The organism is Streptomyces capparidis, from assembly GCF_054782095.1.
In genome coordinates this window covers 1-23875 of record NZ_BAAGTD010000083.1, presented here as the reverse complement: position 1 = coordinate 23875, position 23875 = coordinate 1, and the positions used below count along the sequence as shown (strand labels likewise).

The 23875-nt window shown below is 74.6% G+C and carries 13 protein-coding genes; 6 read left to right on the top strand and 7 right to left on the bottom strand.

Annotation, left to right across the window (positions count from 1 at the left end; translation table 11 throughout):
* Nucleotides 1-880: 880 nt before the first annotated feature.
* Together ACYVO2_RS35620 and ACYVO2_RS35615 are read right to left on the bottom strand one after the other, a co-directional pair.
* Nucleotides 881-1798 (bottom strand): inositol monophosphatase family protein, encoded by a 918-nt coding sequence (locus ACYVO2_RS35620; RefSeq protein ID WP_461012260.1) that lies wholly within the window; start codon nt 1796-1798, stop codon nt 881-883.
* Between the two features lie 376 nt (nt 1799-2174).
* Complete coding sequence (locus ACYVO2_RS35615; RefSeq protein WP_461012259.1) at nt 2175-4937, bottom strand: FtsK/SpoIIIE domain-containing protein; 2763 nt, start codon at nt 4935-4937, stop codon at nt 2175-2177.
* A 514-nt stretch (nt 4938-5451) separates the two neighbouring features.
* Between ACYVO2_RS35615 and ACYVO2_RS35610 the strand changes: the two genes are divergently transcribed.
* The 5 genes from ACYVO2_RS35610 (at nt 5452) to ACYVO2_RS35590 (ending at nt 13824) form a co-directional block, all read left to right on the top strand.
* Nucleotides 5452-7176, top strand: coding sequence for a serine/threonine-protein kinase (locus tag ACYVO2_RS35610; protein ID WP_461012258.1), 1725 nt, complete (start codon nt 5452-5454; stop codon nt 7174-7176).
* A gap of 540 nt (nt 7177-7716) precedes the next feature.
* Entirely contained in the window at nt 7717-9054 is a 1338-nt protein-coding gene (locus tag ACYVO2_RS35605; protein WP_461012257.1) for an ABC transporter substrate-binding protein, read from the top strand.
* Nucleotides 9055-9071: 17 nt separating this feature from the next.
* Nucleotides 9072-10418 carry a carbohydrate ABC transporter permease gene (locus ACYVO2_RS35600; protein WP_461012256.1) on the top strand — a complete coding sequence of 449 codons (1347 nt, stop codon included), beginning with the start codon at nt 9072-9074 and terminating at the stop codon, nt 10416-10418.
* Nucleotides 10415-11323: a carbohydrate ABC transporter permease gene (locus ACYVO2_RS35595; protein ID WP_461012255.1), complete on the top strand. Its 909-nt coding sequence runs from the start codon at nt 10415-10417 to the stop codon at nt 11321-11323. The genes ACYVO2_RS35600 and ACYVO2_RS35595 overlap by 4 nt, the downstream gene beginning before the upstream one ends.
* Nucleotides 11324-11532: 209 nt before the next feature.
* Nucleotides 11533-13824: a bifunctional glycosyltransferase/CDP-glycerol:glycerophosphate glycerophosphotransferase gene (locus tag ACYVO2_RS35590; RefSeq protein WP_461012254.1), complete on the top strand. Its 2292-nt coding sequence runs from the start codon at nt 11533-11535 to the stop codon at nt 13822-13824.
* Here the strand turns inward: ACYVO2_RS35590 and ACYVO2_RS35585 are convergent.
* Nucleotides 13811-14215: a GtrA family protein gene (locus ACYVO2_RS35585; protein ID WP_461012253.1), complete on the bottom strand. Its 405-nt coding sequence runs from the start codon at nt 14213-14215 to the stop codon at nt 13811-13813. The two genes, ACYVO2_RS35590 and ACYVO2_RS35585, sit on opposite strands and share 14 nt — an antisense overlap.
* Nucleotides 14212-15264, bottom strand: a complete 1053-nt coding sequence (locus tag ACYVO2_RS35580) for a glycosyltransferase family 2 protein (RefSeq protein WP_461012252.1) — start codon at nt 15262-15264, stop codon at nt 14212-14214. The genes ACYVO2_RS35585 and ACYVO2_RS35580 overlap by 4 nt, the downstream gene beginning before the upstream one ends.
* A 208-nt stretch (nt 15265-15472) precedes the next feature.
* Between ACYVO2_RS35580 and ACYVO2_RS35575 the strand changes: the two genes are divergently transcribed.
* Complete coding sequence (locus ACYVO2_RS35575; RefSeq protein WP_461012251.1) at nt 15473-16813, top strand: DUF6056 family protein; 1341 nt, start codon at nt 15473-15475, stop codon at nt 16811-16813.
* Here the strand turns inward: ACYVO2_RS35575 and ACYVO2_RS35570 are convergent.
* From ACYVO2_RS35570 to ACYVO2_RS35560, 3 genes are all read right to left on the bottom strand, one after another.
* Entirely contained in the window at nt 16782-17885 is a 1104-nt protein-coding gene (locus ACYVO2_RS35570) for an acyltransferase family protein (protein WP_461012250.1), read from the bottom strand. The two genes, ACYVO2_RS35575 and ACYVO2_RS35570, sit on opposite strands and share 32 nt — an antisense overlap.
* Before the next feature lie 353 nt (nt 17886-18238).
* A complete protein-coding gene (locus ACYVO2_RS35565) occupies nt 18239-23191 on the bottom strand; it encodes an NAD-glutamate dehydrogenase (RefSeq protein WP_461012249.1) in 4953 nt (1650 codons plus the stop codon).
* Between the two features lie 382 nt (nt 23192-23573).
* Nucleotides 23574-23875, bottom strand: a 302-nt coding sequence (locus tag ACYVO2_RS35560; protein WP_461012248.1) for an aldehyde dehydrogenase family protein, incomplete at its 5' end; no start/stop codon positions are given.

Sequence of the window (23875 nt, the reverse complement as noted above, 5' to 3'; positions counted from 1 at the left end):
GGGGCCGGTGGGGTGGGGCGGAGGGGCGCGGGGGCCCGTTGGGGGCCGGAGGGGGTGGGTGGGGGGGTGGGGGCGTATCGGGGACGAGGTGCGGTTCGGAGGCCGCGGGCGGCTCCGGGGTGCCGCTGGGCCCGGATCGCGAGGGCGGGCGGCGCCGGGGGGTCGGGCCGTGCTTCACCTCGCGCCGCTGGGCCGAGCCGTGCAAGTGGAGCCGGCCGGGAGGGCGAGCCGCCGCGCGGGGCGCGCCCGCCGGAGCGCCGGCGGCGGGCCGCCGCGTGGGTGCGCGGGTGCAGCGGAGCGGGTGTGCCCCGTGGCCGTGTGTGCGGCGCTCGGGGCGCGGGCCCGCGCCCCGCAGCCTCGACGCGCCCCGCGCATGGGGCGGGCTCCGGCGCACTCCCCCCGCCCCACTGCCCACCCCGCGTGCAGACGGGAAAGGCGCAGGGGCGGGTGGAGGCGGGATCGGCCGCCGGTTTTCGAAAAAAGTGCCGACTCAATGGGGGGCAATCGTCAGCAAAGCGACATCAGGCTTCTGCCGCCTCTGTCGCCTTCCCTTCCGGATGTGTCCCCCACGCCCTTCTCCCGGAAGCGCGGCCCTCGGGGCGCGCGCTTTTGGGGCTTGCCGGGCGGTTTTCCGGATTTCCCGGCCGGTTTTTCCGGCTCGGGCGCCGCCGGCAGCGGCGGCCCCGCCTCGTACGGGGAGGAGGTGCCGCAATTGGTGCACGTCCAGCGGCCGTTGAGGCCGTGGACGGTCGTACGGCAGTTCGCGCACAGGCTGGTGGTGTAGTACGGCTCGTTGCTCACCGGCCGCCCGCCGCGCCACAGTTGCACGCCCAGCTTCCGTCGGGCTGCACGATGACTGTGGCTCCGCATCTGGGGCAGTTCATGGGCGCTCTCTTTGTTGTGGCCGCGTCTTCGACCGCGGGCCTTCGTGCCGCGGATCGTCGTGCCCAACGGTATAGGGATCGGTTTCGACACGGCGGTAGGACGCCGCATTCCACACAGCGGGCGACAGCGGCAGCCCGAGGCCCCGGACGGCGTGCAGCAGCGGCGCCGGGCCCGCCACGAGACCCACCGGGCCGCGCGGCCCCGTGAGCCGGGCGCACGCCGCCCCGCTCTCCCGCAGCAGCGGCACCAGGGCCGCGTGGTCCCACAGGTGCCCCCACGGGTCGAGGCACAGGTCCACCGTGCCGGACGCCACGGCGAGGAATCCGCGAAAGCCGCCGTGCAGGCTCTCGTGGAACGCCGCGTCGGCCACCCGCCCGAGGGCGCCGTCCAGGCCGAGCGCCCGCCACCGCCGCAGCGAGGCGAACGTGATCGTCGCCTCGCCGAGCTCCGCCGTGTCCGAGCAGCGCAGCCGCCGCCCGTCCGGGCCGTACGCCCCCGCGCCCTCGGCGGCCCGCCACACCGCGCCGTCGTGCGGGGTGACCGCGGCGCCCGCGACCGCCCGGCCCCCGGACAGCAGCCCGGCCAGGACCGCGTACTCGGGTGAGCCCCGCAGGTAGCAGGCGGTGTTGTCGAGGGGGTCGAGCGCCCAGCCGCGCCCGCCCGCGTCCTCGGGCGGGCCGGTGCCGCCCAGCTCCTCGCCGACGATCCGGTCCCCGGGGCAGGCCGCGGCGATGACCGCCCGCATCGCGGTCTCCGCGGCCACGTCGGCCTCGCTGACCTGCGACCCGTCCGGTTTGCGCGTCACCCGCCCCGGCCCGCGCCGCAGCACCTCGGCGGCGGCCAGCGCCGCCCGCACGGCGACCTCCAGCGCCTCCTCCCACGACTCGTCGCCGGCCCGCCGATCCGCGCCCATCCGTTGCTCCTCACCGTGCTCGGCCTCCCCGGGACGATCCGGAAGAGATCCCGGTCCGGGTGCCGGTCCCCCGGGTTCCCGTTCGACGCACAAGTAGAGGCGAGGGCCGCCGGCGCGCGCGACCGGCTTTCCGCGCCGCCGTGGGAGGGGCGTGACGGTGCGGGGACGGAGCGCGGCGAACGGGAGCCCTCCCCCCGATGTGCTCCATGGTGATCGTCGAGGCGTGCGGGAAGCCGGACGGCCGGCGTCGCCCCGCCCCGAGGTGCTTCGCCGGGGCGGGCGGGCGCGGCGAGGGCGGGAGTCGGACGTGCCGGGGAGCGCGGCGCCGGGAGCCGGACGCGCCCCGCCCCCGCCGCCCCGTCCGGGCGGCCCCGCCTCAGATCAGGGGCGCGGGGAACGCCGCGTCCGCGGACTCCGCCGCCCGTTGCAGGGCGCTGGCCAGCAGCGCCAGGTCCGTCGGGCCGTTGCCGAGCTCCCGCACGGGGCGCCGGGCCGGCGGGTCGCCCATGCGCTGCCAGTCCAACGGCACCACCGTGGGGCGCAGGGTGGCCGTGCGGGGTATGCGGCCGCTGACCCGCCCCGTCTGGAACGGGGTGACCGACCCGTCGGCGCGGCGCAGGTAGCCGCGGCCGGGCACCGCCTCGTCCAGGGCCGCCGCGTCCTCCACGTGCACCAGCAGCCGGGAGGAGGCCGCCTCGTCGGTGCGCAGGGCTATCCGCAGCCCCGCCTTCTCGTCCACCTCGCCGCCCGAGGTCCGCTCCGGGCGGCCGGTCGCGGCCACCAGGTGGACGCCGAGCCGCGCCCCGCGCCTGGCCACCGCCTCCAGCGCCCGCACCACCGAGCCCGCCGCGGGACGGCCGGGGCTGCCCAGCGCGGGCGCGACCAGCGCGTCGTAGTCGTCCACGACCACCACCAGGCGGGGCAGCGGCGCGCTGTCCCGCACCTGGGTGCGCACGGCGCCCCTGCCCTCGGCGGCCCTGCCGTCCTGGCGCCCGGCCTCGCCGGCCCTGCCCCGCGCGCCCGCCCCGGCCTCGTCACCGGGCCTGCGGGGCGCGACGACCTGGCCCGCCCGGTCCCGGGCGGCCTCCTCGCCGCGGCTGAGCGCCAGCAGCCGGTCGGCCTGCCACGCCGCGAAGTCCCGCCCCTGGAGCAGCTCCTCGCGCCGGCCCAGCTCGGCGGTGAGCGCCTGGGCCAGCTCCCGCATCCGCACCGGGTCGGCGGCGCCCAGGTACGTGGACACGTGCGGCAGGTCCGTGCACACCCGCAGGCCGTCGCCCGCGCCGTCGATGAGCACCAGCGCCAGCCGGTCGGGCCGCTCGGCCGCGGCCAGGGAGGCGGCCAGGGAGCGCAGCAGCTCCGTCTTGCCCCCGCCGGGCGCCCCGCCCACCAGCAGGTGCGGCCCCTCCTGGGCGAGGTTCACCGCCAGCCCGCCCTCCGCGGCCACCCCGAGCACCGCGGTGGCGGACCCGCCCGTGGCGGGCAGTTCCGCCCAGCGCGCGGAGATCTTGGCGGGGGTGGCCAGCGCCAGGTCCAGCGTGTCGAGCAGGCGGGCGCTGTCGGGCAGGGCGCTGCGCGGGCGGGGCCCCTCCGCCTCCCGCAGCGGGGCCAGGGCGCGGGCGAACCGCTCCGCCCAGGCCGTGGACACCCCGTCCGCGACCGCCCCGGCGACCCGGGTGCCGTCGGGCAGGGCCAGCTCCAGGTGCGCGGCCACCTCGCCGACCAGCGCGGCCCGCGCCCCGCAGGCGGCGGCGAGCAGCTCCGGGGCGGCCGCCAGGTGCAGCGCGAACACGCCCGCGGCGGGCCCCCGCTCCAGCAGGCGGGCGAGCTCGCCGTGCACCGGCCGCCCCGAGGTCTCGTCCACCACCACGACGGTGGTGCGGCGCGCGGGCCCGGCGGCGCGGCCCAGCAGTTCGGCGACGCGCCGCTGCTGCTGCTCCGCGTCGAGCCCGAGCAGCAGGCGGCAGTCCTGGCCCTGGGCGGGGCGGGTGTGCGGCAGCCAGCGCAGCCAGGCCCACTCCCGCTCCTGCCGCTCGCCCGAGGCCAGCAGCACCAGCTCCAGCGCGCCCGGCCCGTGCAGGGCGGCGAGCTGGGCCACCACCGACCGGGCGACGGCCTGCACCCGGGGCACGGGCCCGGCGAGCCCGAGCACGCCGGCCTGGCGCAGGTCCACGGCGACGGGCACGGCGGGGACGGGGCCCTCGGCCGTGCCGACGCGGACGGTGAGCGCGTCGGGGTGGGCCTGGTCGCGCTCCCACAGCCGGGGGCCGGGGCCGAGCGCGGTGAGCAGCACCTGGGCCGGGTCAGGCCAGCGGGTGCGCAGGGCGCGGGCCTGCGCGGCGAGGCGCTCGTGCTCCCGGGAGCGCTCGGCCCGCGCGCCGGAGCGCCCGGCGGCCAGCCGTCTGGCCAGGGCCATCGCCCAGGGGACGGGGCCCGGCGCGGGCTCGGGCCCGGCGGCGGACGGGGGCGCGGCGGCGGACGGCGGGGCCGGGGCGAGCAGCAGGTGGCCCTCGCCGTCGGGCAGGGCGGGGCGGCCGGGCGGGGCCGGGGGCGCGGCGCCGTCGCGGGCGGGCGGCGGCTCCACGGCGAGCGTGGACTCCCCCACGCGCAGCAGCGCGCCCGGGCGCAGCGGCACGGGGCGGGGCCCGACGGGCGCGCCGTCGAGGAAGGTGCCGTTGGTGGAGCCGAGGTCGGCGACGGCGACCCTGCCGCCGTCCAGGGTGACGGCGGCGTGCAGCCGGGAGACGTCGGGGTCGTCGAGGGGGACGTCGGCGTCGGCGGACCTGCCCAGGCGGACCTGGCCGCCGTGCAGCAGGTGCACCCCGCCGGCGTCGGGGCCGCCCACGACGTGCAGTTGGACGGCGCCGGGGGTGAGGGCGGGCACATGCCCGTCGGCGGGCGCCTGGAGGGCCACCTGGGCCCCGTCCACCAGCGGCGGATGCCCGAGCACCGCGCCGGCGGGGAGCCGCTCGCCGCCCGCGTACACGGCCACGCCGCCGCCGGAGCGCGCGGGCTGGCCCGCGCCCGCGGCGGCGGACAGGGCGCCCGCCACGGCGCCGAGGTCGGTGCCCGTGGGCGCGGTGACGAGCACGTCGCAGGACTGGCCGCTGCGCGGCCCGAGGACGGTCAGCCGGATCTGCATACGCGACCAGCGGTCCCTTCTGCCCAGCGCGCCCGGCCGGGCTGCTGCCGCCCGGGCGTCGGCGGATCGACACGGCATGGTCCGGAGCGCGCCCGTCCCACCCCACCATCCCGGTGCTGTGCCGGTGTGGGACAGCATCCTCCCACCTGCCACCGACAGCTCGCTCCCGGAAGCCCAAACAAATGATCTTTCCTGGGGCCCGTCGTCGCGTCCCCGCCGCCGCCCGAGGGGCGGCCCCGCGCCGTCCGGTGCGTGCTCCCGGGGTGCCGGGCGGAAGTCCTCGCACCGGGTGTGCTCGGGCTTTCGCCCGATGGGGCGCCGAGTGCGTGCCGGCACGGGCGCCGCGGGGCGGACCGGGGCCGGCGGCGGGCTCCCGGGAGAGCCCTCGGCCGAAAACAGGCAACCCGGGGCGGCCCGGCCGCGTCCTACTCGGCACCACTCCGGACCGCCCCCCGCCACTACAGTGGGCCGGGTCGGAGCAGCAGCGGGAAACACGGACCAGGGAGCACATGCCGTGCGGCCAGTGGGCAGCAAGTACCTCCTCGAGGAGCCGCTCGGGCGCGGCGCCACCGGCACCGTCTGGCGGGCCCGGGTCCGCGAGGGCGGCGACGCGGCGGCCTCACGGCCGGGCGAGGCCGTCGCCATCAAGGTGCTGCGCGAGGAGCTGGCCTCGGATCCCGACATCGTCATGCGCTTCCTGCGCGAGCGGTCCGTCCTGCTGCGCCTGACCCACCCGAACATCGTGCGGGTGCGGGACCTGGTGGTGGAGGGCGACCTGCTGGCCCTGGTGATGGACCTGGTCGAGGGCCCCGACCTGCACCGCCACCTGCGGGAGAACGGGCCGTTCACGCCCGTCGCCGCGTCGCTGCTGATGGCGCAGATCGCCGACGCCCTCGCCGCCAGCCACGCCGACGACGTGGTGCACCGGGATCTGAAACCCGCCAACGTGCTGCTGGTCACCGAGGGCGGGACGGGCGGGGGCGCCCTGATGCGCCCGCTGCTCACCGACTTCGGCATCGCCCGCCTCGCCGACTCGCCCGGCATCACCCGCACCAGCGAGTTCGTCGGCACCCCCGCCTACGTGGCGCCGGAGTCGGCCGAGGGCCGCCCGCAGACCTCCGCGGTGGACGTCTACGGCGCCGGGATCATGCTGTACGAGCTGGCGACGGGCCGCCCGCCGTTCCAGGGCGACTCCGCCATGGCGGTGCTGCACCAGCACCTGAGCCAGGAGCCGCGCAGGCCCACCACGATCCCCGACCCGCTGTGGACCGTCATCGAGCGGTGCCTGCGCAAGAACCCGGACGAGCGGCCCAGCGCGGTCAGCCTGGCCCGGGCGCTGCGGGTGGTGGCGGACGGCGTGGGCGTGCACGCCTCCCCCGCGGCGGCCGAGGCGGCGATGGGGGTGGCCGCGCTGCTCGCGCCCGACCCGAGCCCGGCGCCCGTGCCCGGCGGCGGGCGGCCCGGCAGCGACACCCTGTCCACCCAGGTCCTGCCGACGGGCCGGCCCGGCCCCGACGCCGACCCGACCCAGGTGCTGCCCGCGGGCGGCCCCGGCGGCGCCGCCGACCCGACCCGGGTGATGCCGCCGGTGGGCGACGGCGAGCCGCCGCAGGCGCAGGGCCCGCACCCGTGGCAGACGCAGTTGCGGGCGGCGCGCAACCGCAACGAGCAGACCCAGCTCCAGCCGCTCGACCCGGGCGACGACCCGCTGCGCCGCCGCCCCCGCCGCCAGGCGCCGCCCCCGGCCCCCGCGCCCGCTCCGCCGCCCTACCCGCACCACGGGCAGCAGCAGCCGTACCCGCCGCAGCACGGCCAGTCCCCGCCGCCGGCCCCCGCGCCGTACTCCCCGCCGCCCGCCCCGGCCGCCGCGCCGTACTCCCCGCCGCCGCCCGAGCCCGGCCCGGCGCCCGCGCCCCGGCGGCAGGCGGCCCCGCGCCGCCAGGACCCGCCGCCCCCGGTGCCCGCCCCGCCGCGCCCCCGCCGCGAGCCGAGGCAGCGCACGCCCATGCGGATCCCCGGCCTGGGGTGCCTCAAGGGCTGCCTGACGATGATCGTGCTGCTGGCCGTGGTGATCGCCCTGGCCTGGACGGTGGGCCCGCTGGACGACTGGGTGGCCGACGGCCGCAGCTTCTGGGAGACCACCCGGGACTGGGTGGAGAACTCCTGGGACTGGGTCAACGACGTCACCGGCAACGACGGCGGCGGGAGTGGCGGCGGCGGCTCGGGCGGAACCGGCTGAGCCGCCGGAGGCGGCCGGCCCGCCCCGGCCTCCGATCGGCCCCCGCCCGGCGCACGGGCGGGGGCCGTGGCGTGTCGCGCGCTCCGTGCGGCCCCGCGCGCTTCCTGACGGCGCGTCGCGCTCCCCTCCCGGGAGCCGGCGCGCCGTCGGCGTGTGCGCTCCCGTCCCGGGCGTCACCTGCGGCGACAGCCCTCCCGCCGGCCTCCCGCGTCACCTTCCCCGCCGTCACGCCGGCTCCAGGGACCACCCCCGCACCTCCTGTCGGGCCCACCCGCACGGCCCACCCTCGCGCGCGGCGATACCCGTTCTCGAGGCCCCCGCGAGGGACCATCACATCCTGATCACGATCACCGACCCTGCGTGGCGAGCGGCCTTGCGGGGGCATCAGGTCCCGTCGTACGACTGTCGCACCATCTCAAGCCCCGGGACGGCACGACGAGCAGCCAAGCCGGCAGCGGTTCCGGGGCACGGGGAACGGAAGCGGGACGAAACGGGGACGTGCCGCCACGAGCGGGGGTCCTCGTGCGGAGGGAAGTAACGATGCACGCATGGCGCAGAATCCGGGCAGCCGTGGCCGTCGTGGCCGCGCTCACCCTCGCTGCCACGGGTTGCGGTGATGACGACGAGGAGGAGGGGGACAGGTCCGCCGAGACCGAGTACAGCGTGGAGCTGCCGTCGCTGAAGGGGCAGAGCCTGACGGTGGCCGCCATATGGACCGGTGCGGAGCAGGAGCGCTTCACCAAGGTCCTGGACGAGTTCGAGAAGCGCACCGGCGCCACGGTGACGTTCCAGCCGACGGGTGACAACGTCGCCACCTTCCTCGGCAGCAAGATCCAGGGCGGCCAGCCGCCGGACGTGGCGATACTGCCGCAGCTCGGAGTGCTCCACCAGTTCGCCGACAAGGGCTGGATCAAACCGGCGGGGCCCGGGGCCGTGGCCCAGTTGGAGAAGAACTTCAGCAAGGGCTGGAAGGACCTCGGCCTCCACGAGGGCAAGCAGTACGGGGTGTACTTCAAGGCCGCCAACAAGTCGCTGATCTGGTACAACCACGAGGTCTTCGACTACGCGGGGGTCAAGGAGCCCAAGACCTGGGACGAGTTCCTGAAGGTCGTCCAGACGGTCTCCGAGTCCGGCGTGGAGCCGGTGTCGATCGGCGGCGCGGACGGCTGGACCCTCACCGACTGGTTCGAGAACATCTACCTCAGCCAGGCGGGGCCGGAGAAGTACGACCAGCTCGCCAGGCACGAGATCAAGTGGACCGACTCCTCGGTGCGGGACGCCCTGACCACCCTCGGGCAACTGTTCGGCCGCCGTGACCTGATCGCGGGCGGGCAGTCCGGCGCCCTCCAGACCGACTTCCCCAACTCCGTCGTACAGACGTTCGCGGAGGAGCCGAAGGCGGGGATGGTCTTCGAGGCCGACTTCGTGGCCGGCGTCATCGACGCCGACACCGAGGCGAACGTCGGCCAGGAGGCCAGGGTGTTCCCGTTCCCGGCCGTCGGGGACCAGGCGCCCGTGGTCAGCGCGGGCGACGCCGCCGTGGCGCTGAAGGACAGCAAGGCCGCACAGGCGATGCTGACGTTCCTCGCCTCCACCGACGCGGCGCGCATCTGGGCGCAGCAGGGCGGCTTCCTCTCCCCGAACAAGGAGCTGGAGTTCGAGGCCTACCCCGACCCCGTCTTCCAGGAGATAGCCCGCGCGCTGATCGGAGCCGGCGACGACTTCCGGTTCGACATGTCCGACCAGGCCCCGGCCGCGTTCGGCGGCACCAAGGGCGCCGGAGAGTGGAAGCGCCTCCAGGATTTCCTGAAGAACCCCAAGGACGTGGCGGGCGCGCAGGCCAGGCTCGAGGCCGACGCCGCCAAGGCATACAAGTAGCGGGCTGAGGTTCTGCGATGACAACCGTGACCACGGGGGGCCCGGCCGCGGCGCCGGGCAGGGTTCCCGCTCCCAAGAAGAAGAACGTGTTCGGCAGCCGGGGCTGGGTCGCCGCGCTCTTCCTGCTGCCCGCGCTGGTGCTGCTGGGCGCGCTGGTGCTGTACCCGATCGGCTACTCCGTCGGGCGCAGCCTGTTCGACGAGGACGGCTCGTTCGTCTGGCTGGAGAACTACGGTGAGCTGTTCACCGACTCCGACACCCGGACGGCCCTGAAGAACAACGCCATCTGGCTGGCCGTGGCCCCGACCGTGGCCACCGCGCTGGGCCTGATGTTCGCGGTGCTCACCGAGCGGGTGCGCTGGTCCACCGCGTTCAAGCTGATCATCTTCATGCCCATGGCGATCTCGATGCTGGCCGCCGGCATCATCTTCCGCCTCGTCTACGAGAAGGACCCCGACCGCGGGGTGGCCAACGCGGTGCTGGTGAGCGTCCACGACACCTTCAGCGACTCCTCCAAGTACCCGCGGGCCAAGCCCAGGCCCTACGACGACCTGGCGGCGTCCGGCGGCGGCGCGTTCACCACGAAGCAGACCTACTCCGCCGGGACCCCCGTCGCGCTGCCGCTGGTGGGGATACGCTCCGACCGCCTGCCGGACTCCGTGGAGGCCGTGCCGCCCGCGTCCGCCTCCGGCGAGGGCCTCACCGGCACGGTGTGGCTGGACTTCAAGCGCGGCGGCGGCGGTACACCGGGCCGGGTGGACCCCGGCGAGAAGGCGCTGAAGGGGGTGAAGGTCGAGGCCGTCAAGGACGGCAAGGTCGTGGCGTCGGCGACGACGGGCGACGACGGCACGTTCGCCCTCGACGCCACCGGGCCGGTGAACCTGCGCCTGCCCTCGTCCAACTTCGCCGAGCCCTACGCGGGCGTGAGCTGGCTCGGCCCGAACCTCGTCACTCCGGCGATCATCGGCTCGTACATCTGGATGTGGGCCGGCTTCGCCATGGTGCTGATCGCCGCGGGCCTGGCCTCGGTGCCGAGAGAGCTGCTGGAGGCCGCCCGGGTGGACGGCGCCAGCGAGTGGAAGGTGTTCAGCCGGATCACGGTGCCGCTGCTGGCGCCGGTCCTGGTCGTCGTCCTCGTCACGCTGATGATCAACGTGCTGAAGGTGTTCGACCTCGTCTACATCATCGCGCCGGGTTCGACGCAGGCGGAGGCGAACGTCCTCGCCCTCCAGCTCTACCTGACCGCGTTCGGGGCCGACGCAGACGAGGGGGTGGGCAGCGCCATCGGCGTCGTCCTGCTGCTGCTCGTGCTGCCGGTGATGTACTTCAACATCCGCAGGATGCGCAGGGAGGCGCGGCGATGACCACGGTGGACACCACGATGCCGGGCAAGGCCGCGGCGGTGCCCCGGCAGAGCCGTCCGTCCGTCGCGGCGCGGATCGCCGCACGCACCGGCGGCGGGCTGCTGCGGGTCTTCCTGGTAACGGTGGCGCTGTTCTGGCTGGTGCCGACGTTCGGCCTGCTGATCACCTCGCTGCGCGCGCCCGCGGACATGGCCTCCAGCGGCTGGTGGGAGGTCTTCTCCGAGCCCGCGCAACTGACCTGGGCCAACTACGACGCGCTGCTGTCGAACGAGACCGTCACCGAGTCGCTGTGGAACACGGTGCTGATCACCGTGCCGACCACGCTGCTTGTGGTGCTGGTCGCCGCGATGGCCGGGTACGCCTTCGCCTGGGTGGAGTTCCCCGGCCGGGACTGGGTGTTCCTGATCGTGGTCGGGCTGCTGGTGGTGCCGGTGCAGGTCGGCCTCATCCCGGTGGCGAAGCTCTTCGGCGAGCTGGGCCTGTTCGGCACGGTCACCGGTGTGGTGCTGTTCCACACGGCGTACGGCCTGCCGTTCGCGATCTTCCTGCTGCGGAACTTCTTCGCGGAGATCCCCCGGGAGCTGCTGGAGGCGGCGCGCCTGGACGGGGCCGGTGAGGTGCGGCTGTTCCTGACGGTGGTCATGCCGCTCGGCGGTCCCGCCATCGCGTCCCTGGGCATATTCCAGTTCCTGTGGGTGTGGAACGACATGCTGGTCGCGCTGGTGTTCGCGGACACCGGCTCCAAGCCGATCACGGTGGCGCTCCAGGACCAGGTGCGGCAGTTCAGCTCCAGCGCGGACGTGCTGGCGCCCGGCGCGTTCATATCGATGATCGTTCCGCTGCTGGTGTTCTTCGCCTTCCAGCGGCAGTTCGTCTCCGGAGTGATGGCGGGCGCGGTGAAGTAGCCGCCTCCGCGCGGTCCCGCCCGCGGGACCGGCCCGCCCCCGTGTCGCCCGCCACCGGTGGTGGCGGGCGACACGTGTGTGCGGGGGCGGGCTCCGCGCGCTCGACCGGGCCACACCCCTCCGGGTGTCTCACCTTTCGCAGCCGGATGACTACCGTATGATTTTGACTGCTTGTCGGAATTGCGGCTTTCTACCCAATTGGATGCGTCGTGGCACGGTTCAGCGTCATCGTCCCCGTCTACCGGGTCCAGGGGTATCTGCGCGCCTGCCTGGAGTCGGTGCTCTCGCAGTCGTACCCCGACCTGGAGCTGATCGCCGTCGACGACTGCTCCCCCGACGGCTGCGGCGCCATCGTGGACGAGTTCGCCGCCCGGGACCCCCGCGTCACCCCCGTCCACCTCGCGGAGAACGTCGGCCTCGGCCGCGCCCGCAACGCCGGGATGGCCCGCGCCACCGGCGACTACCTGCTCTTCCTCGACGGCGACGACACCTACGCGCCGGGCGCCCTCGCCGCCCTCGCCGCGCGCCTGGAGGAGACCGGGGACCCGCAGGTGCTGGTCTTCGACTACGCCCGCACCTGGTGGTGGGGCAAGGCGCAGCGCAACAGCATGGCCCACCTGCTCACCCGGCCGGGCCCCGAGGTCTTCACCGCCAGGGAGCGCCCCGAGCTGCTGGACCTGCTGATGGTGGTGTGGAACAAGGCGTACCGGCGGGACTTCGTCACCGGCCACGGCTTCCGGTTCCCGCCGGGCTACTACGAGGACACGCCCTGGACGTTCCCGGTGATGCTGTCCGCGGAGCGGATCGCCTGCCTGGACCGGGTCTGCGTGCACTACCGGCAGCGCCGCCGGGGCAGCATCCTGCGCACGCCCGGCCGCCGCCACTTCGACGTGTTCGACCAGTACGACCGGGTGTTCGCCTTCCTCGCCGGCCGCCCCGACCTGGCCGACTGGCAGCCGTTCCTGTACCGCAAGATGACCGAGCACGTCCTGGACGTGCTCGCCAAGCCGAACCGGGTGCCCCGGCGGGCGCGCCGGGAGTTCTTCCGGCTGGCCACCGCCCGCTACCGCCGTCACCGCCCGCTGGGCTTCCGGGTGCCGCCGGGCACGCCCTGGCTGAAGCACCACCTGGTGCTGCGCGGCGCTTTCGCGCTGTTCGAGCTGCTCAAGTCGGCGAACCGGGCCCGCAGGAGCGCGCGGAGACGGTTCCGCGCGCTGGCGTGCCGCGTCGAGCAGTACCGTACCCGGCGCTACTACCGAGCCCAGTTGCGCCGCCCCGTGGACGAGAACCTGGCCCTGTACTCCGCCTACTGGGGCCGCGGCCACCTGTGCAACCCGGCGGCCGTGCACGCCCGCGCCCGCGAGCTGGCCCCGCATGTGCACGGCGTCGTCCTGGTGACGCCGGAGCAGGCGCACACCGTGCCGCCCGGCGTGGACCACGTGCTGCCCGGCACCCGCCGCTACTGGCGGCTGCTGGCCACCGCCAAGTACACGTTCAACAACGTCAACTTCGACAACCACATGGTGAAGCGGGACGGCACCGTGCACGTCCAGACCCAGCACGGCACCCCGCTCAAGCACATGGGCATCGACCAGCTCGGTTACCCGGCCGCCGCGCGGAACACCAACTTCGGCCGCCTGCTGGAGCGCTCCGACCGCTGGGACTACTGCCTGTCGGCCAACCGCCACTCCAGCGAGGTCTGGGAGCACGCCTTCCCCTGTGGCTTCGAGGTGCTGGAGTACGGCCACCCGCGCAACGACGTCTTCTACACCGCCACCGCCCGCGACGTGCTGCGCCTGCGCGCCGAGCTCGGCATCCCCGAGCGCGCCACCGCGGTGCTGTACGCGCCGACCCACCGCGACCACCGCAGGGACTTCGCGCCCGGGATCGACCTGGAGCGACTGTGCCGGGCGCTCGGCCCGGACTTCGTCCTGCTGCTGCGCGCCCACCACGCCTACGCCGACTCCCCCGGGGTGCGGCGCCTGGGCGAGCTGGGCTGCCTGCGCAACGTCTCGGACCACCCCAGGGTCGAGGACCTGTGCCTGGCCGCCGACGCGCTGCTCACCGACTACTCGTCCATCATGTTCGACTACGCCAACCTGGACCGGCCGATCGTGGTGCACGCCGACGACTGGGAGGTCTACCGGGCCACCCGCGGGGTGTACTTCGACCTGACGGCGGCGCCGCCGGGACCGGTGACCCGGTCCCAGCCCGAGCTGGAGGAGGTGTTCGCCGGCGGCGAGTGGCGCGGGCGGGCGGCGGAGCGGCTGCGGGCGGCGTTCCGGGAGCGGTTCTGCCAGTTCGACGACGGGCGGGCGGCGGAGCGGGTGGTCCGCAGGGTGCTGCTCGGCCAGGAGCGGGTGCCGCCGGTGGTGCCGCTGGACGAGCGCACCCCGGCGCCGTCGCCCGCCGAGGCGCTGCGCATCGTGGGCGGCGCCGCGGCGGTGCCCCGCCCCGGCAGCACCCCGGCGGTGGACGGGCCCGGCGTCAGGACGTCCTGACCGGGGCGGGGCGGGGCGGCCGCGGGGCCAGCACGCGCCGGGTCACCGCGTAGCTCAGCGGCACCACGGCCACCCCGCCGACCAGGGGCGCGACCCGCTCGGACAGCCCGCACCAGGCCACGCAGACGTACAGGGCCGCGGCCCCGGCGGCCAGGTTGACCGCGCCGGAGAGCGGGTACAGCGCGAACTTGCGCCAGGTGGGGCGGGTGCGGCAGGTGATCCGGCAGTTGAGGAGGAACGACCCGGTCAGGCTGACCGCGTAGGCGCCCGCGTGCGCCGCCAGATAGGGCAGGACGGCGGTGAGCGCCAGGTAGACCGCGTAGTAGGTGCCGGTGTTGACGACGCCGACCAGCGCGAACGCGACGAGCCCGGACGCCTGCCCCCGGCTCACTTCCCGACCGCCGGGCGGGGCGGGCGCGGCGGGTGCGGGGGCCTGGCGACCCCCTCCGCCCTGACCGCCTCCACCCGCGCCGCCTCCACCCGCGCCTCCTCCGCCCTGACCGCCTCGGCCCGCGCCACGTCCGCGCTGGTCTCCCGGATCACGTAGTGGGGCCGCCGCTTGCTCTCCCGGTAGATCCTGCCGACGTACTCGCCGACCACGCCGAGCGTCACCAACTGGATTCCGCCGAATCCGACGACGACGGTGACCAGGGTGGCGTACCCGGGGGTCTCCACACCGTTCCTGAGCACGCCGACGACGATCCACACGGCATAGGCGAACGCCGCGGCGGCCAGCGACACGCCGAAGTGGATGGCCAGCCGCAGCGGGCGGTTGTTGAAGGAGATCAGGCCGTCCACGGCGTAGTTCAGGAGTTTCCGGCCGCCCCATTTGGAGCGCCCGGCGGCGCGCGCGTTGTTGCTGTAGTCGAAGCAGACCGTGTCGAATCCGATCCAGGAGAACAGGCCCTTGGAGAACCGGTTGCTCTCGGGCAGCGTGAGCAGCGCGTCCACGGCCCTGCGGGACAGCAGCCGGAAGTCGCCGGCGCCGTCCATCAGCTCCACGTCCACATACCGGCTGGCCAGCCGGTAGTAGCCCTTGGACAGCACCTTCCTGGCCAGGCCCTCGCCGCGCCGGTCCCGCCGGGCGATGACCTGGTCGTAGCCGCGCCGGTGCAGCTCATGCATCCGCGGGACCAGCTCCGGCGGGTGCTGGAGGTCGCCGTCCATGAGGACGACCGCCTCGCCGGCGCAGGCCCGCAGGGCGGCGAGCACCGCCGCCTCCTTGCCGAAGTTCCGGCTGAACGACACGAAGCGCACCCGCGGGTCCGCGGCGGCGAACCGCCGCAGCTCCTCCCGGGTCCCGTCGGTGCTGCCGTCGTCCGCGTACACGATCTCGAAGCTCTCCGTCAGCCCCTTCAGCGAGTCGAGGAGCGCCGCGTGGAAAAGCCCGATCACATCGACTTCGTTGTAGCAGGGCACCGCGATGGAGATATCGACCACGCCCCGAACACTACACTGCTTGAATTCCCGGCCCTCGCACCGACAAGGTCTTTCCATGACGACAGCGGAAAACATCCAGGAAAAGACGCGGGAGAGCGGGCCGGAAAACGGCCGAGGAAAAGCCGACACACCGGTCCTTGCGGTTTTCTTTGCCGTCGGGGCGCTGGTTTTCGCTCTTTTGGCGGCGGGCTGCCTGACGGGGGTGTGGGTGCGGCCGGGCGGGGACGACTGGTGCTTCCTGTCCAAGGTCCGCGACCTGGGCGTCACCCGACTGGTGCGGGACTTCTACCTGTACGACAACGGACGGATCGCCAACGCGGTCGCGGTGGGCCTGTACAGCCTGCCGGGCCCCGCCGGGCACCAGGTCTTCCCGCTCGCCGCCGCCGTGCTGGTGGTGGGCGCGGTGTGGGCGGCGCTGGCGAGGCTGTGGCGGGTGCTGGGGCTCAGCGCGCCCGCGGTGGCGCCGCCGGTGGTGGCGGGGACGCTGGCGCTGCTGTTCCTGGTCGCCCAGCCCAACCCGTACCAGACGTTCCTGTGGCCCGCCTCCGCCGTCTCCCACACCCTGCCGCCCGCCCTCGCCCTGGCCGCGGCGCTGCCCGCGCTGGGCGCGCGGACCCGGGCCGGGCGCCGGGCCGCCGCCGCGGTGGCGCTCGCGGCGGGGTGCGCGCTCGGCACGCTGTCGGAGGAGACCGCGGTGGTGTGCCTCGCCGTGCTGGCCGTGCTCGCCCCCGCCCGCCGCCTGCTCGGCCCCGCGGCCCGGCGCACCGCCCTGGTCTGCGCCGGGGCGGGGGCGGCCGGGCTGGTGGCGGGGCTGGCCGTGCTGGTGACCTCGCCGGGGGCGCGCAGGCGGCGGGAGCGGATGGGGGTGGACGGGTCGGCCCTGGCGCCGGGCGAGGTGGCGGCGGCGCTGCGCGACTGGGCGGAGATCCTGCTCACCCTCGCGGGCACCTGGACCTACACGGCGGCCGTCGCGGTGGGGGTGCTGCTGGGGGCGGTGACCACGGGCCCGGCGCGGCGCCCGCCCCGGTGGGCGCACGCCCTGCCCGCCGCCGCGTTCCTGCTCGCCGGGGCGGGGGCGACGGTGGTGGTGCGCCCGGCGTTCGGGGAGTGGACGACCCGCTCGTCCCGCACCTGGAACGACTACCTGCTGCTGCTGGTGCTGGTGCTCGCCTGGTACGGCGTGCTGCTGGGCCGGGCGCTGCGGGCGAGGGCGGCCCGGAGGGGCGCGGCGGCCCTGCCGGTGCCGACCCTGGCCGCGGCGGCGCTGGCCGCCGTGGTGGGCGTGGCGGGCCTGGCCTGGCCGGTGCACCGCCTGGCCGGGGAGACCAGGGCGCGGGCGGCGGCGTTCGACCGGCAGGACGCCCGGCTGCGCGCGGCGGCCGCGCACGGCGAGCGGGCCCCCGGCTATGTCCCGACCCCGATCGGCGGGCTGCGCGAGCCCTTCGCCCTGCCCCGGGACCGGGACTGGGCGGCGACCTGTGTGGCCAGGTACTACCGGGTGCCCGCCGTGGTCCCGGCTACGCGGGGATCCGCCGACCGGGCCGGGTGAGCTGGAACAGCGTCCACAGCACCTTCAGGCTCCGCGGATCGACCAGGTAGCACGCCACCCGCCGCACCGCCCGCGTGGACAGGCCCACCACCAGCGCCACCGACAGCAGCGTCAGCAGCGCCGCCCCGATCAGCCCGCCCCAGGCCACCAGGTCGTGCAGCCCGTACGCCTGCGCCGCCTGCACCACCAGGCCGTGCAGCAGGTACGGGTACAGGGTGGCCGCGCCGAGGGTGGTGTAGGCGGCTCGGTGCCTGGGCACCCACGCGAAGAACGCCGCGACCAGGGCCGCCGCCACCACGAACAGCACCAGCCGCACCACCAGGTACTGCGGGACGGTCAGCCGCAGCTCGGCGTGGTTGTGCTGCATCGGCATCCACAGCGGGTCGGCGCCCGGCGCGATCCACCAGGCGCCCGCCGAGGCGCCGAGCACGGCCACCAGCGAGCAGGCCCGCACCAGCGGCCCGCGCAGCAACTGGAAGTGGTCCGGGCGCAACTGGAGGCCGAGGACGAACCAGGGCAGGAACTGGAGCACCCGCGGCAGCGCCAGCTCGTAGTGGATCGCCGTGGTGCCCGCGGCCAGCGACAGCGCGGCGGCCACCGCCACGGGCTGCGGCACGGCCTTCCACACCGGCGCGGTCAGCCGCCACAGGAACAGGGCGATCAGGAACCAGCACACATAGGTGGGCGTGGTCGGGGTGATCGCGAACGGGCGGCCCCACACCAGGGTGTACAGCACCGAGTACAGCGTCTCGAAGATCAGGTAGGGCGCCAGGACGGTGAGGGCGAGCTTGCGGATCTGGTCGGGGCGGCCCGTGAAGTGCCGCGAGAAGTACCCGCACAGCAGGATGAACGCGGGCATGTGGAACGCGTACAGGACCAGCCAGGCCGCTCTGACCGCGCGCATGTCGTCGATGAGCGGCCCCCAGTTGTGGCCGATGACGACGAGGACGACCAGCAGGAACTTGGCGTTGTCGAGGAAGGGATCCCGGGACGCCCTGGGTCTGGACCTGGCGGACGGCACCGGCGGGTCGACGGCTGTCCGGGGCAGGGTGGCAGGTGCTGGTGCTGTCATGTCACGGAATGTAAGTTCTCCGTCTTGTCACACCTGCGGCCTGACGCACGTTTTACGGAAATCCGCCAGTAGGACAACCCAAACGGAGTCCCGGCCAATTGGGGGCCTCGCGGCCCGGCACCCGAACCGGCCGACGGGACCGGAAGGCGCAGCCCACCGGCCCCCGACCCCCACCGGGCCCGGGGCGCGGCCCCGGCAGGGACCCAGGAGCGGGACCGACGGCCGCACGGCAGCCACCAGTCCCCGCCCCGGCCTCGGGGACCCGGGGGCGGAGCCCCGGTGGGGGTGCGAGGGCGCCAGCCCTCCGGTCTCCGGAGGAACCGCCCCCGCACCCCGCCCCCGGCGGGGAGCCCTCACCTCATCGACTTGCCCCGCAGCAGCGTCCTGATCGTCCGGATCGCCACCGACAGGTTGGCCAGGTCGAACGACTCCGAGCCGTGGATCTCCTCCAGCGTCGCCCGCGCCCGCCCCATCAGCGCCGCGTTCTTCCCCTCCCACTCCGCGAACCGCTCCTCGGGCGTGCCCTCCGCCGTGGTGAGCACGTCCGCGGTCAGCGCAGCGTGCGCCGCGAACAGGTCCTCCCGGATCGCCAGGCGCGCCATGGACTGCCACCGGTCGGTGCGGGGCAGCTCGATGATGCGGTCCACGAGCTGGGTGATCCGCAGCCGGTCGGCGAGGTCGTAGTACACCTCGGCCACGTCCAGCGGCTCCTTGGCGGTGCGGTCCGCGACCTCCACGATGTCCAGGATCGGGAACGCCGACGAGAAGCCCGCGACCTGGGTGGCCAGCTCCTCGGGGACGCCCGCCCCGGTCAGCTCGTCGTGGATGCCCTGGTACCACTCCAGGTCGGCGCCGCGCAGCAGCTTCGGCAGGTTCGCCCACACCCGGCCGACGCCGTCGCCGAAGAACGCGATCGCGTCGGTGATGTCCAGCGGCTGGCGGCGGTTGTTCAGCAGCCACCGGGTGCCGCGCTCCACCAGGCGCCGCGAGTGCAGCCGCACCCGGGTCTGCATCTCGGCCGGGACCTGGTTGTCCAGGTTCTCCACCGCGTCCCAGATCTCCCGGAGCCGGAAGATCGCCCGGGCCGCGGTGTGGGCGCGCACGATCTCCTCGGTGGAGGCGCCGATCTCCTCCCGCAGCCGGTGCACGAACGTGGTGCCGCCCGCGTTGACGGTGTCGTTCACCAGCAGCGTGGTGACGATCTCCCGGCGCAGCGCGTGGCCGTCGATCTGCTCGGCGTACCGCTCCCGCAGCGGCTTGGGGAAGTAGGCGTGCAGCAGACCGCGCAGATACGGGTCGTCGGGCAGCGAGGTGGCCAGCAGCTCCTCGGCGGCGGTGATCTTGGTGTAGGCCAGCAGGACGGCGAGCTCCGGCTGGGTCAGGCCCTGGCCCGCGCTCATCCGCTCCCGGACCTGCCGCTCGTTGGGCAGGAACTCCAGCGCCCGGTCCAGGTGGCCCTCCCGCACCAGCCTGCGCATGTACCGGTGGTGGGCGTGGAGCAGGCTGGGGGCGTGCGCGACGGAGTTGGCCAGCACGACGTTCTGCGCGTAGTTGTTGCGCAGCACCAGCGCGCCGACCTCGTCGGTCATCGCGGCCAGCAGCTCGTTGCGCTGCTCCACGGTCAGGCCGCCGTCCCCGACGACCCCGTTGAGCAGGATCTTGATGTTGACCTCGTGGTCGGAGGCGTCCACGCCCGCGCTGTTGTCGATGGCGTCGGTGTTGATCCGGCCGCCGGACAGGGCGAACTCGATCCGGCCGAGCTGGGTCAGGCCCAGGTTGCCGCCCTCGCCGACGACCCGCACCCGCAGGTCGCGGCCGTCCACCCGGATCGGGTCGTTGGCCTTGTCGCCGACGTCCGCGTGGGACTCGGTGCTCGCCTTGACGTAGGTGCCGATGCCGCCGTTCCACAGCAGGTCCACCGGGGCCAGCAGGATCGCCTTCATCAGCTCGGCCGGGGTGAGCTTGGTGACCTTCTCCTCGATGCCGAGGGCCCGGCGCACCTGCGCGGAGACCGGCACGGACTTGGCCGTGCGCGGGTGGACCCCGCCGCCGGGCGAGATCAGCGAGGTGTCGTAGTCCGCCCAGGAGCTGCGCGGCAGCTCGAACATCCGGCGGCGCTCGGCGTAGGAGGCGGCCGGGTCCGGGTCCGGGTCGAGGAAGATGTGCCGGTGGTCGAACGCGGCGACCAGGCGGATGTGCTCCGACAGCAGCATGCCGTTGCCGAACACGTCGCCGGACATGTCGCCGACGCCGACGACCGTGAAGTCCTGGCTCTGCGTGTCGTGGCCCAGCTCACGGAAGTGGCGCTGCACCGACTCCCAGGCGCCGCGGGCGGTGATGCCCATCTTCTTGTGGTCGTATCCGGCGGAGCCGCCGGAGGCGAAGGCGTCGCCGAGCCAGAAGCCGTAGGCGTTCGCGACCTCGTTGGCGATGTCGGAGAAGGTGGCGGTGCCCTTGTCGGCCGCGACGACCAGGTAGGTGTCGTCGCCGTCGTGGCGCACCACGTTCTTCGGCGGCACCACCTGGCCGCCCACCAGGTTGTCGGTGATGTCCAGCAGGCCGGAGATGAACGTGCGGTAGCAGGCGATGCCCTCGGCCAGCCACGCCTCGCGGTCCTGGGCCGGGTCGGGCAGGCGCTTGCCGACGAAGCCGCCCTTGGCGCCCACCGGCACGATGACGGTGTTCTTCACCATCTGCGCCTTGACCAGCCCCAGCACCTCGGTGCGGAAGTCCTCGCGGCGGTCGGACCAGCGCAGGCCGCCGCGCGCGACCTTGCCGAAGCGCAGGTGCACTCCCTCCACCCGCGGCGAGTACACCCAGATCTCGTAGGCCGGGCGCGGCGCAGGCAGGTCGGGGATGGCCCGCGGGTCGAACTTCATCGACAGGTACTCGTGCCACTCGCCGCGCGAGTCGTGCTGGAAGTAGTTGGTGCGCAGCGTCGCCTTGATCAGGGTGAGGAACGAGCGCAGGATGCGGTCCTCGTCCAGGGAGGCGACCTTCTCCAGCGCGCCGTCGAGCTCCTCCAGCAGCCCGTCGACGATCTCGCTGCCCGCCGCCTGGTGGCTGGGCGACATCCGCGCCTCGAACAGGTTCACCAGCAGCCGGGTGGTGTGCACGTTGGTGCGGAGGGTGTCCTCCATGTAGTCCTGGCTGAACGTGGCCCCGGCCTGCCGCAGGTACTTGGCGTAGGCGCGCAGCACCACGGCCTGGCGCCAGGCCAGGCCCGCGCGCAGCACCAGGGAGTTGAAGCCGTCGTTCTCCGCCCTGCCGGTCCACACGGCGGAGAACGCCGCCTCGAAGCGCTCCCTGGCGTCCTCGCCGAGGTCGCTGCCCTCGACGTCCACGCGCAGCCCGAAGTCGTAGATCCACGCCCGGGCGCCGTCGGAGCGGCGCAGCTCGTAGGGGCGCTCGTCCACGACCTCCACGCCGAGGCGCTCCAGCACCGGCAGCACCTGGGTGAGCACCACCGGCTCGCCGACGCGGTAGATCTTGAACCGGTACTCGCCGGGCAGGGCGCCCGACGGCCGGTACAGGTTGAGCCGGAAGCTTGGGCCGCGCCGGTCGTCGTCCGGCTCCAGGCCCTCGAGCCGCCGCAGGTCGGCGACGGCCGTGCGCGGCGGGAAGTCGGCCTTGTAGCCCTCGGGGAAGGCGTCGGCGTAGCGGCGCGAGATGGTCGCGGCCCGCTCCTCGCCGCACTCCTCGGCCAGCACCTCGGCCAGGCCGTCGGCCCAGGAGCGGGTGGCCTCGGCGAGCCGCGCCTCGATCCGCTCCACCTCCGAGTCCGGCAGCTTGTCCAGCTCCGTGCCGGGCGCGACCCGCACCACGAAGTGCAGCCGGGACAGCACCGACTCGGTGTTCCACGCCGTGTAGTCCACGGACCTGCCGCCGAGCTCCTCCCTGAGGATCTCCATCAGACGCAGCCGCACCTCGGTGGTGTAGCGGTCCCGCGGCAGGTAGACCAGCGCCGAGTAGTAGCGCCCGTACTCCTCGCGGCGCAGGAACAGCCGCAGCCTGCGCCGCTCCTGGAGGTACAGCACGCTGGTGGCGATGGACAGCAGCTCGTCCACCGGGGTCTGGAACAGCTCGTCCCGCGGATAGGTCTCCAGGATCTGGAGCAGGTCGCGGCCGTCGTGGCTGTTGGGTGAGAACCCGGCGCCCGACAGCACCTCGGCGACCTTGCGGCGCACCACGGGCACACGGCGCACCGACTCGGTGTACGCGGCCGAGGAGAACAGGCCGAGGAAGCGGCGCTCGCCGACCACCTCGCCGTTGGCGTCGAACTTCTTGACGCCGATGTAGTCCAGGTACGACGGGCGGTGCACGGTGGCGCGGCTGTTCGCCTTGGTCAGCACCAGCATCCGGTGCTCCCTGGCCTTGGCGCGGGCCCGCGCGGTCAGGCGGCCGAAGGACGGGGAGACGGGGTGCGCGGAGTCGCCGTGGCGGGGGTCGGCCCGCAGTATGCCCAGGCCCGTGCCCGGCACGGCGGACAGCACGTCCTCGGGCTCGCCGTCGTCGCCCGGCTGGGTCTGGAGGTCGTACTCGCGGTAGCCCAGGAAGGTGAAGTGGTCGTCGGCCAGCCAGCGCAGCAGCTCCTCGGCCTCGGCGACCTCCTGCACCGGCAACTGCGGCGGCGGGGTGGACGACAGCTCGTCGGCGACGCGCAGCGCGGCCTGACGCATCTTGCCCCAGTCCTCGACGGCCTCACGGACGTCCGACAGGACCCGGCGCAACCGGGTGGCGATGCCGTCCAGCGCCTCCCGGTCGGTCTCGCGGTCGATCTCCACGTGCATCCACGACTCGACCAGGGCGTCCGGCGGCAGCTCCATCTCATGGGGGGCGCGGCCGCGTGAGGTGGGCCCGAGGATCTCCAGCAGCTTCCCGGTGACGTCGCGGCGCACCACCATCTGCGGGTGCACGACGACGTGGATGGCGCGGTCCTGGCGGGACAGCTCGTTGGTGACGGAGTCCACCAGGAACGGCATGTCGTCCGTGACCACCTCCACCACGGTGTGGCTGCACGACCAGCCGTTCTCCTCCGCGGTGGGCGTGTACACGCGCACGTTCGCGGTGCCCTGCGGGCGGTCGGCGGCCAGGCGGTGGTGCGACACGGCCGCGCCGAGGACGTCCACCGCGGCCCGGTCCAGCAGGTCCTCGGGGGCGGTGTGCAGGTAGTAGCGCCTCAGGAACGTTTCGCAGGACCTGGCGGCGACGGCCTGTCCGGGCGGTTGCGCCGCGGATTGGTCCTCGGCTGCCGCCGCCGCCCGGGAGAGCAGCTCGTCCTTGGCATCGTCCAGCTTGGTCTGCATGGTCCTCTGGCTCCTGTCGCGCGCCGTTGCGTGACGTCAATGGGTGCGGTGGATGGCCGCGCGTGTGTGCCGCAGAGCCGTGGCCCGCCCCACCCGACGGTAGGCCGTGCCGAGTCGTTTCGGGCTGGAATCTCACGCACACACCCGACCGGGCCCGCGGGGCGGAACACCGAACAGTCCGGCGCCGGGGCCTGGGAGACGGCTCCGGGCGGTGCGGCGGGGGCCTCGTCGCCCCCGCCCGGCGGGCTGATCATGGCTCCAGGCTATCGCTCGGCCGGGGTGGCCCGTGAGTGGCCTGATCCGTCAATGGAACCGTCGGAAGTGGACAGTCTGGACAGTGGGCCACCACCCGGCGGCGAGTGCCACCGTGCGCTGTTGCGGACTAGCCCATGTGGGGGTAGCGGTGGTCGGTGGGTGGGGTGAAGGTCTCCTTGATGGAGCGAGTGGAGGTCCACCGCTGGAGGTTCTGCCTGGCCCCGGCCTTGTCGTTGGTGCCCGAGGCGCGTCCGCCGCCGAACGGCTGCTGCCCGACCACGGCGCCGGTGGGCTTGTCGTTGACGTAGAAGTTGCCCGCGGCGAACCGCAGCACCTGCCCCGCCCGCGCGATCGCCGCCCGGTCCCGCGCGATCACCGCGCCCGTCAGGGCGTAGTCGGAGGCCGCGTCGACCTGGGCGAGGGTCTGCT

Bases quoted from the DNA above. Each gene is read 5' to 3' on its own strand.
- ACYVO2_RS35605 (WP_461012257.1), top strand. From the start codon at position 7,717: ATGCACGCATGGCGCAGAATCCGGGCAGCCGTGGCCGTCGTGGCCGCG.
- ACYVO2_RS35595 (WP_461012255.1), top strand. From the start codon at position 10,415: ATGACCACGGTGGACACCACGATGCCGGGCAAGGCCGCGGCGGTGCCC.
- ACYVO2_RS35615 (WP_461012259.1), bottom strand. From the start codon at position 4,937: ATGCAGATCCGGCTGACCGTCCTCGGGCCGCGCAGCGGCCAGTCCTGC.
- ACYVO2_RS35620 (WP_461012260.1), bottom strand. From the start codon at position 1,798: ATGGGCGCGGATCGGCGGGCCGGCGACGAGTCGTGGGAGGAGGCGCTG.
- ACYVO2_RS35570 (WP_461012250.1), bottom strand. From the start codon at position 17,885: ATGACAGCACCAGCACCTGCCACCCTGCCCCGGACAGCCGTCGACCCG.
- ACYVO2_RS35565 (WP_461012249.1), bottom strand. From the start codon at position 23,191: ATGCAGACCAAGCTGGACGATGCCAAGGACGAGCTGCTCTCCCGGGCG.
- ACYVO2_RS35600 (WP_461012256.1), top strand. From the start codon at position 9,072: ATGACAACCGTGACCACGGGGGGCCCGGCCGCGGCGCCGGGCAGGGTT.